Below are 10,939 nucleotides of genomic sequence, written 5' to 3'. Positions count from 1 at the left end.
AACGCCACGGGAGCGCCGAGCGTCCTTCCTGGTGCGGGGCGCGGCGGGGAGGAGCGTCGACGCGGCCGGGCAGGTGGGCCGCGGCGGCGCACGGTGCGCGCGACCGCCATCGGGGGAGGAGCGGGCGGAATGGGTGAGTTCACAGGCGTCGACCCGTATCGGCTGCGCGAGTTGGCCAACGCGCTCAAGAGCTTGGCGGACACGCTGGAGCAGGAGGGCAAGACGGTGCGCGACCTGTTCGCGAAGTGGGAGGGGGCGGTCGGCCAGTCCGTTTTGACACAGCAGACCGCCCAGGTGGGCGACGACGCACGGAACATGGCGCTGCGCGCCGACTGGGCCTTCACGCTGCTTACGCAGCCCCGGTTCGTGGCCGAGAACGGCCCGCTGCCGCATAGCTGGGTGCACATCCCCTGGGACATCAGCGAGATCGATCCGGGGAAGCAGGGAGGGCTGGACGCGCGGACCCTGCTGGCGGCGCTCGACAGCCCCGACGTTTCCCAGTCGCGTACGACCGTGCGCATGCTCTCCCAGTCGCTGGCCGACCATGCCGACGATCCCGCCTACCTCGCGGCCTTCATGAACGCCGGCGGGCTGGACGCGGCGGCCCGCGCGGCGCGGTTCCTGCACTCCCAGGACGGCACGCACGGACAAGCGGTGCTGTCCCCGGAGTCGGAGCAGATCCTCAGGCGTTTCGGGCAGGCCGTGCAGACGGCCACCAGCCTCGCAGGGCAGGGGAAGATCCAGCTGACGCCCCGGTACCTGGAGAAGCTGACGAAGCCGGGGGACGGCGACATGTGGTCCGTCGGCATGCTCTTCAAGTACGGCCCGAAGGGCGGCAAGTGGGACGCCAAGGTGCTCTCGGCCGTCGGCGGTGCGATGCTCGACTGGCGGTCCCGGCAGCAGATGCGCCCCCACTACTCGCCGCCGGCCATGACCGTCGGCGGCTACGTGCCGGGAGGCTACGTCGAGTCCGAGCACCCGTGGTACGAGAACCTGGGGCTGAACGTCTCCTACCTCTCGGTGGGGGCCGACGACGCCGCAGCGCGTATCGGGGGCATCGCCGCGAACGACCCGTCACTCGTCCTCATGCGGCGTGTCAGCGAGAATGCCGCCGCCTCACGGCAGTTGCTCACCGGCCCTGACGGCGTGAAGCACGCCGAGGCGCTGGTCGACGACAGGTGGCACACGCCGGGCCCGCAGTCGTTCGACGACGCCCAGTGGCCCGCGGCGGTCATCACGGCGGCGACCACGGACCGCACGGGGCATCCGGCGCAGTCGGCGGAGGCAGCGGCCAACATCATCAACGCGGGGGCGGCCGAGTACGGCGAGGAGAAGAACAAGAGCGCCTACGACACGTCGCAGTATCCGGTCCCCGCCGGTATCACCCGCGCTCTCTCGCAGGTGTTCGCGGCCTACGTGCCCGACTTCGCCGAGTCGCACGGCATGGGGAAGAACCAGCCCGCGGCCGCCGCGACCGGCACAGGCAACGCGGGCAGGCTGATCGTCGGCCACCAGACGGCGTCGCATTTCCTCAGCATGATCATGCAGAACAAGGACGACGCGGGGAACGTGGTCAACGCCGTCAACGCGCAGATCTCCCTGACGGCCGCACGCGGCATGGACAGCCCCGAGGCCCGCACCTACCTGGAGAACCTGGCGGAGCTCCAGGGCGGAGTCACCACGGCCGCGCACCACGTCGGTCTGGACGCGGAGAAGCTCAAGGACGAGGCGAACAAGAAGACGGTGCTGTGGGTGGACTCCCTCGGAGGCGCCGTCACGGCCATACCGGGACTGCCGATCGAGGGTGAATGGGTGCAGACGGCGATCGCGGGCGCCCTCCCGGCGATCAAGGAGAGCTTCTCGACGGACAACGCTCAGAAGTACCAGGAGGGCGCCGAGACCACGTTCTACGACGACCAGTCGGCGATGCGGCTGCCACTGCTGCGCGGCCTGCTCATCGGCGGGAAGATCGCACCCCCGCAAGGGCACCCCGAGTGGGCGGACGGGCAGCTCAGTCTCAAGTCGGCGCAGGACCTCACGGACTTCAACAGCTGGTGGCAGCAGGTCGCCAAGCAGCAGGGCGGCCGGCTCGACCGCTTCGACGACGGGATGAGGGCCGCTTTCGCCCTGGGCAACAGCGCCGACTGACGCGTGGCCCTCAGCCGGGCCGCGACCAGCTGACGAGACCGACGAAGGGGAGCCATGGGGCAGCACGAGGCCGATCTGTGCCGGCAGGACATGGGGAAGATCGACACCGCGGTCGGCACCGTCCGTGCCGCGATGAAGCGCGTGACCGACCTGATGGGAACGCAGACCTGGGTGGGGCCCGCCGCCGACCAGTGGGGTGGTGACTTCCACGGCCGCACGGGGTCGCTGAACTACCTCTTCGACTCCTACCCGGCCGAGCAGCAGCGGTTGATCACCAAGGCCGAGCAGTCCGACCCGAAGGGCGGCGGGGAGAAGTAGGGCGCGCAGGCGAGGGCCGGGGACCGGACACGTACAGCGAGCGGGGGCTCATATGGAACTGCGGCTGACCGCCGTCGACGCCACGGGTGGGCTCCGCGCCGACCTGCTCGTGGACGCGGAGCCCGACACCGCCGTCGGGGCCGTCGCACGGGAGATCGCCCGGCACGTGGGCGGGGAGGACGGGGGCGGCCGGGGCGCACCCCCCGCGCTGCACGTGGGCGGCTGTCTCCTCGACCCGGCACTGCCGCTGGCGGACTCCCCCGTGCGGGACGGCGCGACGGTCTCCCTCGGCACGCCCGGTGCGTGCCCGCCGCCGCAGGCCCAGGGGACGGTCGAGGTGCGGGTCGTGGGCGGCCCGGACGCCGGGCGGGTGTACCGGCTCGGCCCCGGTGTCGCCGTCGTGGGCAGCGGGCCGGAGGCGTGGGTGCGGCTTTCCGACAGCACCCTGCCCAGCTCCGCCTTCGAGATCGACGTGGCCGTCGACGGGTCGGTGACCGTCAGCCCCGCGTTCGGCAGCGGCGTGACGATGGACGGCGACCAGGTGGAGCGGGCCACCGGCTGGCGCCGTCGCGGCACGGTCGCCGCCGGGCACTCGCTGTTCGAGCTGAGCGAGCCGGTCTTCCCCGACACCGCGCTCAAACCCTCGCAGGACGGCACGGGGCTGGACTACAACCGACCGCCGCGGATCAAGCCCTCGGCCCGCACGACGCAGTTCCAGCTGCCGCCCAGGCCCACGCAGTCGGAGACGCGGCCCATGCCGTGGGCGGTGGCGCTGGCACCGATGCTGGCGGCCGTCGCCCTGGTGGTGCTGCTCGGCAGCGCCATCTACCTGATCATGGCGGTGCTCACCCCGGTCACGCTGGTCGCCAACCACTTCTACGACCGCAGGCAGGGCCGCAGTTCGCACCGCCGCAAGCGCCGCGAGTACGAACGGCAGAAGATCTCGATCGAGTACCAGGCGCGCAAGGCGATGGCCCAGGAGACGGCCGCGCGCCGGCTCGCCTGCCCGGACCCGGCCGCCCTGTACCTGACCGCCACGAGGCCGAGGCAGCGGCTGTGGGAGCGGCGGCTGGAGGACGAGGACTTCGGCGTGCTCCGCGTCGGCACCGGGGCGATGCCGTCCGAGGTGGAGGTGAGCGACCCCAACCAGCAAGAGCACCTGCGCGCCGAGCCGCGCGTGCTGTCCGACGTCCCCGTCCGGGTGGCGCTGCGCACGCACGGCATCCTCGGTGTCGCGGGCCGCGGCGAGCTGCCCCGCGCCCTCGGACGCTGGCTGGTCGCCCAGGCCGCCGTGGTGCACAGCCCGGCGGATCTGAGCGTCTACGTGCTGACGGACCACTCGGGCCGCGAGGCGTGGGAGTGGGTGCGCTGGCTGCCGCACGCGCGGGGCCGCCAGGGGCACGACACAGTGGCACTGATGGGCACGGACACGGCGAGCGTCGCCCAGCGGATCAGCGAACTGCTGGCCTTGTTGGGAGCCCGCCAGGAGTCGAGAGGCGAAGGTCAGTCGGGGTCCGACCGCCGGTGGAGCGGCCCGCGTGTCCTCGTCGTGCTCGACGGTTCCCGCCGGCTGCGGGCCCTGCCGGGGCTCAAGCAGCTGCTGGTCGAGGGTCCGCACTGCGGGATCCACCTGGTGTGCCTGGACGCGGACCGGCGGTTGCTGCCCGAGGAGTGCCGCGCCCTCGTCGAGGAGGACCACTTCGGGCTGTTGCAGGTCTCGCAGTTCGGGGAGCGTCCGGTGCAGTCGGTGCGCCCCGACTGCGTGCCGCCAGACTGGTGCGAGACCGTCGCCCGCGCCATGGCACCGCTGCGCGACGTGAGCGACAGGGAGGCGGGCGCGCTGCCGGACTCCTGCCGGCTGCTGGACCTGCTGGGTCTCGAGCCGCCTTCGGCCGAGGCCATCGCGGCACGCTGGGCGGTGGGCGGGCGCTCGACCGAGGCGGTGGTCGGCGTCTCCTTCGACGGCCCCTTCACCATCGACCTGGTGCGGGACGGGCCGCACGGACTCGTCGCGGGCACCACCGGAGCCGGCAAGTCGGAGCTGCTCCAGACGCTCGTGGCGTCCTTGGCGGTGGCCAACAGGCCGGACGCGATGAACTTCGTCCTGGTCGACTACAAAGGCGGCGCGGCCTTCAAGGGGTGCGAGCAGCTGCCGCACACCGTCGGCATGGTGACCGACCTGGACTCCCACCTGGTCGAACGGGCGCTGGTCTCGCTCAACGCCGAAGTGCGCCGCCGTGAACGCATCCTGGAGTCCGTCGACGCCAAGGACATCGAGGCCTACGAGCCGCTCGCCCGCAAGGACGCGTCACTGGCCCCGCTCCCCCGGCTGCTGATCGTCGTCGACGAGTTCGCCTCGATGGCCAGGGAGCTGCCGGACTTCGTGACCGGCCTGGTCAACGTCGCCCAGCGCGGCCGTTCCCTGGGTGTCCACCTGATCCTGGCCACGCAGCGGCCCAGCGGCGTGGTCTCCCCGGAGATCCGCGCCAACACCAACCTGCGCATCGCCCTGCGGACGACCGACAGCGCGGAGAGCCAGGACGTGATCGACGCGCCGGACTCGGCCGCCATCACCCGGGCCACACCGGGACGCGCCCTGGTGCGGCTGGGCAGCTCCTCCCTCCTGCCGTTCCAGTCCGGACGCGTCGGAGGGCACAGGCCGCAGGCGGCGGCCTCCGAAGCGTCCGGGCCGTGGGCCGCGCCGGTGGAGTGGGCCGGTCTCGGCCACGCCCCGCCGGCCCGTCCGAAGCCGCCAGGGCAGGAGGACGACGACCCGCTGACCGACTTGGCGGTGCTGGTCGCCGCCCTCGGTGAGAGCGCCGCGGCCATGCGGTTCGACCCGCCCTACCGGCCCTGGCTCGAACCCCTGGCCGACCTGGTGACGGTCGCCGACGTGCCGCGCCCTGCGGGCGGCCGCCAGGGCGACGTGCCGCCCGTCGCCTTCGGCGTCACCGACGTACCGGCACGCCAGGACCGCTCGCCACTGACGCTCGACCTGGTGGACGGGGATCACCTCCTGCTGGTCGGCGGGCCGCGCTCGGGACGGTCGACGGCGCTGCGCACCGTCGCCGCCGCCCTCGCCGACGTCTCCTCCCCCGCCGACGTCCACCTCTACGGCGTGGACTGCGGCTCCAACGCGCTCGTTCCGCTGGCGATGCTGCCGCACTGCGGAGCGGTCGTCACCAGGGACCAGGCCGACCGGCTCACCCGGCTGCTGGGCAGAATGCAGGCGGAGATCGTGCGCCGCCAGCAGCTGCTGGCACAGGCAGGCGCGGCCGACGTCGCCGAACAGCGGGCCGCGGCCGGCTCGCCCGAGGAGCGTCTGCCGTGGATGGTGCTGCTGCTGGACGGCTGGGAGAGCTACACCGCCACCTACGAGTCGTACGACTACGGCAAGCTCATCGACGCCATGACGCAGCTCTTCCGCGAGGGCCCCTCCGTGGGGCTGCGCGTCGTGATGACCGCGGGGCGTGGCGGCCTGTCCGGCACCGTCTCCTCGTCGTTCGGCGACCGGCTCATCCTGCGTCTCGCCGACCCCAACGACTACAGCACGGCCGGAATGACACCGCGGGACATTCCCTCGCACCTGCCGCCAGGACGCGCTCTTCGGCCGGGCGACGACGGGGTGCTGGAAAGCCAGATCGCGCTGCTGGACCCCGACCCCGCCGGGCAGGCCCAGGTCGGCGCGGTCCGCGGCATCGCCGAGCGGGCCGCCGCCACGTACGGCAGGACCTCGCCCGCGCTCCGCCCGATGCGGGTGGACCCGCTCCCGGCCCGCGCCACGACGGCCGAGGCGCTGGCGCTGGCGGCGGAGTCCGGACTGCCGGGCGGGCTGTGGGCCCTGGTGGGCGTGGGCGGGGACGAACTCGCTCCGGTCGGCGCCGACCTCGCGCAGCACGGCCCCGGCTTCGTCATCGCCGGTCCGCCCAAGTCGGGGCGCTCCACGTCGGTGTGCGCGGCGGCCCGCTCGCTGCTGCGCGCCGGGACGCCCCTCGTCCTCGTCACCCCGAAACGCTCCCCGCTGCGCGAACTGGAGGGCGAACCCGGCGTGCTCGGCGGGGTGCGGGAGACGGCGGAGTCGGCGCGGTTGCAGGAGCTGCTGGTACAGGCCCACGAGCGCGGACGGTACGCCGTGATCGTGGACGACGCCGAGCTGGTGTTCGACACGCCGGTGGACTCCGTCCTGGAGACGGTCGTGCGCGGCGGCGTCGACGGCGGGCACGGGCTCGTGGCGGCCGGCACGACGGACTCGCTGACCTCGCAGTACCGGGGCTTCGTCAAGGAGGCACGGCGGGCGCGCAGCGGGCTGCTGCTGTCGCCGCAGAACATCGCGGAGGGCGAACTGTTCAACATCCGGCTGCCCCGTGCCGCGGCCTCCGGCGTGGCGGGCCGCGGGCTGCTGATCCTCAGCGGCGACATGATGCCGGTCCAGGCGGTCACGGACGCCTGAGCGGGCCCGTGCGCGGGGTCCCGCTCCCGGGGCGGCGTCGCGAGAGCCCTCTGCGACGGGGCTCGCCTCGGGCGCCCGGCGGACCTCCGCCTGGCGATACGGTCCCCACCGGGGGTCTCGTCCCGCCCGACGGCGGGGCTACTACCGCCGCCGGACGGCGGGCCTCCACCGCAAGTGCGGCCCACCAGGCGTCTGGCCCCGCGCCGCTGTCGGGGCTGCGCTTGCCCGCGCGCCTCCGCGCGCCTCCGCGCGGCGACGCGGCGCCCGGCCTCCGCACGACTGCGGGCCGGCCTCCATGGCGGCAAAACCTCCGTCGGGCGCCCGGCCCCGCACGACGTCCGGCCTCCACCAGGCACCTGGCCCCGTCCGGCGGCGAGGCACCACAGAACAGCGGGGCGCCGCACAACGGCGCGCCCCGGCACCACAGCGGGCCGCAGCCGGGGCGGCTGCGGCCCGTCGGAGCCGGGGCGGCGGCCAGGGCCCGGGGCCCTGGCCGGTAACCCGCCGCGGCCGTAGGTCAGTTGGTGGCGTGGTCGATGTTGTCCGCGTTGGTCCGCGCGGCCCGGCCGGCGTCCCGCAGCGTCTCGACGAAGCGGTCGAAGGTCGGCTTGAGGCTCTGCCACTCGGAGCGGAACTGCTGCGCCTTGCCGCCGGTCCAGTAGCCCCCGCTCTCGTCGCACGCGTTCTGGAGGCTGGTGATGAGCCCCTGAAGCTGGTTCGCGTCACCGTCGAACTTTCCCGCCAGTTCACGCAGCCGCGCCAGGTCGGCACCGTTCATTCCCATCGGGAACCCTCCCCGTTATCCGGTTATGACACGTCTTTTTGACGGTAACGCACATCACCTCGGCCCGGGCACCGTTCGTGTCACAGCGCGTCCACAGCACCGTCACCGCCCGCCGCGCGAGCCGGGCAGGACGGTGATCTGGTGCTCAACAACGGCGTGCGGCACAGTGGTTGACCACGTGAGGTTTCACAGGAGTGACGCATGAGCCAGCAGATCCCCCCGGGCACCGCGACACGGCCGCACACCGCGCGGCTGTACGACTTCTACCTGGGAGGCAAGACCAACTACAGCCCGGACCGGGAAGTGGCCGTCGAAGGACTGAAGCTCTTCCCCAACGCGATGATCGCCGCCCGCCAGAACCGGGCCTTCATGCACCGCGTGGTACGCCACCTGGCGCGGGAACGCGGCGTCCGGCAGTTCCTCGACATCGGCACCGGCATCCCCACGGCCCCCAACCTGCACCAGGTGGCGCAGCAGGAGCAGCCCACCGCACGGGTCGTCTACTCCGACAACGACCCGATCGTGCTCGCCCACGCGCGCGCCTTGATGACCAGCACCCCCGAGGGGGTCACCGAGTACGTGGAGGCGGACGTCCGCAGTCCCGAGGCCATCCTGGAACGCGCCCGCGAGACCCTGGACTTCTCCGAGCCGGTCGCGCTGACCGTGATCGCCCTCTTCCACTTCATCGAGGACACCCACGAGCCGCAGGCTCTCGTCCGCCGGCTGCTGGAAGAGTTCCCCTCGGGCAGCGCACTCGCCCTCTCGCACGCCACCGAGGACTTCGATCCCGAAGGCATGCGGCTGATCGCCGACAGGTACCGGCAGGCGAACATGCGCGTGCGGCTGCGCAGCCACAAGGAGGTCGCCGGGTTCTTCGACGGCCTGGAACTGGTCGAGCCGGGCCTGACGGCCACCTGCGACTGGCGACTCGACCTCGACACCGACGACGTACCGCAACTCCCCGGCATGGTCACCCCGGCCGAGGCCGGCGTGTGGGCGGGCCTGGGCTTCAAACCCTAGTCAGCGGGCGGCGCCGCCGGGCGAGCAGGGGCGGCTCAGATGACGGGCATGGCTGTCAGCACGTTGCCCTGGCAGAGGAAGACGCGGTTCCCGTCGGCGCCGAGGCGCCAGGGCCCCGACGCACCCTGGATGTACGTCCACGCCTGGGCGCCCTTGCGGGTGTCCACGGCGGTCACACCCTGCGAGCCGTCGTCGTACATGGCGACCCACGCGGTGTTCCGCTGGAGCGTCGGCGCGTCGAGGGGCAGCGTGGTCGTCCGGAGTGTGACCGTCCACGTGCCCGTACCGTCCGCGGTGCGGCGCGCCTCCACGTCGGCGGCGTTCGCGGCGTACAGCACCTTTCCGCGTACGGCGGGCGCGCCCCAGCCGCTGTCCTCGGCGGCCGGTTGCGCCCACTTCTGCGAGCCGTCGGCCAGGGACAGGGCCGTCAGGCGGCGGCCTCCCAGGTAGACCAGGCCGTCCGCGCCGCGCCCCGCGGCGGGGGTGAGCGCGATGCCCTCGGCGCTCTGCTTCCTGGGGCCCCAGACGGCCCGGCCGCTCCCGGTGTCCACGCACGCCGCCTTCCCATCGGCCCCGTGGACGACCAGCCGGCCGTTCGTCACCACCGCCCGTGCGGGGTGTTCGGCCGAGGACTCGACGGGCAGTTTCGCGGTCCACCGCGGCTTGTGCGTGGTGAGGTCGACGGCGCGCAGCTTGTTGCTCTTCGTCGCCAGGTACACCGTCTCGGCGTCGGCCGCGAGCAGGACGGCGGCGTCGGCGGGCGCGGACCAGCGGCGCTTGCCGTCCGCGCCGAGGCCGAGGACCTCCCCGGACCGGTCGGCGGCGAGCAGCACGGGTTCCTCGGCGCCGGTGACGAGCAGCGGCCCGCTCCCGACGGACAGGCGGGCCTTCCACCGCCGCCCGCCGTTGCGCACGTCGAACGCGTGCAGGCCGCCGCCCTGCGCCGCGACGACCACGACGTCGCGCAGCGGTACCGGCGCCGGGGCCCCTTCGCGGGTCACCTCGAAGGGGCCCCACAGGGGCGCGGGAGGCTTTCCTGCCTCGTGCTTCGCCAGCGGTTCGGCGTCCCAGTCACGGGGGGCGTCCTCGTCCCGGCCCAGCAGGTACCAGGCTCCGGCGCCACCGCCGACGGCCACGACGACACCGCCGCCGGCCAGACCGGCGAGGAGACGCCGCCGGGACGGGCGCACGGCACCGTCGGTGTCGCCCGCGGCGGGCAGTGTGGTCATCCGCTCGGCGGTCTGCTCGCGCTCGGCTATCTCCCCGGCGAGGGGGCCGCGCCGCCACGCCAGGTCGGCGCCCTTGGGCGGCGCGAAGGCCCGCGCCACGTCCTGGGGCGTGGGGCGCCGCGCCGCGTCCTTGTCCAGGCAGGGCGCGACGAGTGGGAGCAGTTCGGGTGAGAGCCCCTCCAGGCGCGGCTGCCCGTGCACCACCTCGTAGCTCACCGCCGCCACGTGCTCCCCGGTGAAGGCCCGCGCGCCCGTCGCCGCGAACGTGAGGACAGCGCCGAGCGCGAACACGTCCGCCGCCGGGCCGACCCGCTCCCCCAGCACCTGCTCGGGCGGCCCGTATCCGGGTGTGACGGGTACCTGCCCCGTGGTGGTGAGCGTCAGCCCGTGCTCGGGCCTGGCGATACCGAAGTCGATGACGCGCGGGCCCCGTGAGGTCAGCACGATGTTCGCGGGCTTGAGGTCCCGGTGCACGAGGCCCGCGGAGTGGATCTCGGCAAGGGTTCGGCCCAGCGCCGCGGCGAGCGCGCGCACCGCCGCGTCCTGGAACCGGCCGTGCCGCTCGACGGCCTCCTGCAACGTGGGGCCCGCCAAAAACTCGCTGGCGATCCACGGCCGACCGCCCTCGGTCTGCGCCCCGAGCACCCGCGCGACCCCTGTGCCGCGCACCGCGCCGGCGGCCTCGGCCTCCCGTACGAAGCGCCGCGCCATCTCCGGGTCGTACGCCAACTCGGGCCGCAGCACCTTCAACGCGGCAGCTCTCCCCCGCCCGTCCCGCCCCAGATACACCTTCCCCATCCCGCCGGCCCCCAGCACACCAACCAGCCGGTACGGACCCAGTCGCAGCGGGTCGCCGACGCCGAGAGGTTTCATGGGAAGTGGCTCCTGGAGGTGGTGTCCGACAACGTTTCCGACGAGGTTTCCGACGGTTTCCGACAACGGGGCAGGGCGGGCGCTGCTGGTGCGGCGGAGGCGGGCCGCTTCGGCGGA

The 10,939-nt window shown here is 73.5% G+C and carries 6 protein-coding genes; 4 read left to right on the top strand and 2 right to left on the bottom strand.

All coding sequences use genetic code 11. From position 1 onward, the window contains the following. Nucleotides 1-129 precede the first annotated feature (129 nt). The 3 genes from DQ392_RS24155 to DQ392_RS24145 are packed head-to-tail and all read left to right on the top strand — an operon-like array spanning nucleotide 130 to nucleotide 6,916. Nucleotides 130-2,148, top strand: a complete 2,019-nt coding sequence (locus tag DQ392_RS24155) for a hypothetical protein (protein WP_114017813.1) — start codon at nucleotides 130-132, stop codon at nucleotides 2,146-2,148. A 54-nt stretch (nucleotides 2,149-2,202) separates the two neighbouring features. Next, nucleotides 2,203-2,466, top strand: a complete 264-nt coding sequence (locus DQ392_RS24150; protein WP_114017812.1) for a hypothetical protein — start codon at nucleotides 2,203-2,205, stop codon at nucleotides 2,464-2,466. A gap of 52 nt (nucleotides 2,467-2,518) precedes the next feature. Further along, nucleotides 2,519-6,916 carry an FtsK/SpoIIIE domain-containing protein gene (locus DQ392_RS24145; RefSeq protein ID WP_114017811.1) on the top strand — a complete coding sequence of 1,466 codons (4,398 nt, stop codon included), beginning with the start codon at nucleotides 2,519-2,521 and terminating at the stop codon, nucleotides 6,914-6,916. Between the two features lie 517 nt (nucleotides 6,917-7,433). Here the strand turns inward: DQ392_RS24145 and DQ392_RS24140 are convergent. Then, nucleotides 7,434-7,700, bottom strand: a complete 267-nt coding sequence (locus DQ392_RS24140) for a WXG100 family type VII secretion target (RefSeq protein ID WP_114017810.1) — start codon at nucleotides 7,698-7,700, stop codon at nucleotides 7,434-7,436. Between the two features lie 201 nt (nucleotides 7,701-7,901). Here DQ392_RS24140 and DQ392_RS24135 point away from each other — a divergent pair, with 201 nt between their 5' ends. Continuing rightward, nucleotides 7,902-8,720, top strand: a complete 819-nt coding sequence (locus DQ392_RS24135) for an SAM-dependent methyltransferase (protein WP_114017809.1) — start codon at nucleotides 7,902-7,904, stop codon at nucleotides 8,718-8,720. 35 nt (nucleotides 8,721-8,755) lie between these two features. On the opposite strand, the gene DQ392_RS24130 is transcribed toward DQ392_RS24135, so the two are convergent. Next, on the bottom strand, nucleotides 8,756-10,822 hold the full coding sequence (locus tag DQ392_RS24130; RefSeq protein ID WP_114017808.1) for a serine/threonine-protein kinase: 2,067 nt from the start codon (nucleotides 10,820-10,822) through the stop codon (nucleotides 8,756-8,758). Between the last annotated feature and the right edge of the window lie 117 nt (nucleotides 10,823-10,939).

This window comes from Streptomyces reniochalinae (assembly GCF_003323735.1).
Taxonomy (GTDB): domain Bacteria; phylum Actinomycetota; class Actinomycetes; order Streptomycetales; family Streptomycetaceae; genus Streptomyces; species Streptomyces reniochalinae.
The sequence above is the reverse complement of the archived record's forward strand: the minus strand, read 5'-3'. Positions and strand labels throughout refer to the sequence as shown.

Excerpts from the sequence above, each read along its gene's own strand:
- DQ392_RS24155 (WP_114017813.1), top strand. The coding sequence starts at position 130 with ATGGGTGAGTTCACAGGCGTCGACCCGTATCGGCTGCGCGAGTTGGCC.
- DQ392_RS24150 (WP_114017812.1), top strand. The coding sequence starts at position 2,203 with ATGGGGCAGCACGAGGCCGATCTGTGCCGGCAGGACATGGGGAAGATC.
- DQ392_RS24145 (WP_114017811.1), top strand. The coding sequence starts at position 2,519 with ATGGAACTGCGGCTGACCGCCGTCGACGCCACGGGTGGGCTCCGCGCC.
- DQ392_RS24140 (WP_114017810.1), bottom strand. The coding sequence starts at position 7,700 with ATGGGAATGAACGGTGCCGACCTGGCGCGGCTGCGTGAACTGGCGGGA.
- DQ392_RS24135 (WP_114017809.1), top strand. The coding sequence starts at position 7,902 with ATGAGCCAGCAGATCCCCCCGGGCACCGCGACACGGCCGCACACCGCG.
- DQ392_RS24130 (WP_114017808.1), bottom strand. The coding sequence starts at position 10,822 with ATGAAACCTCTCGGCGTCGGCGACCCGCTGCGACTGGGTCCGTACCGG.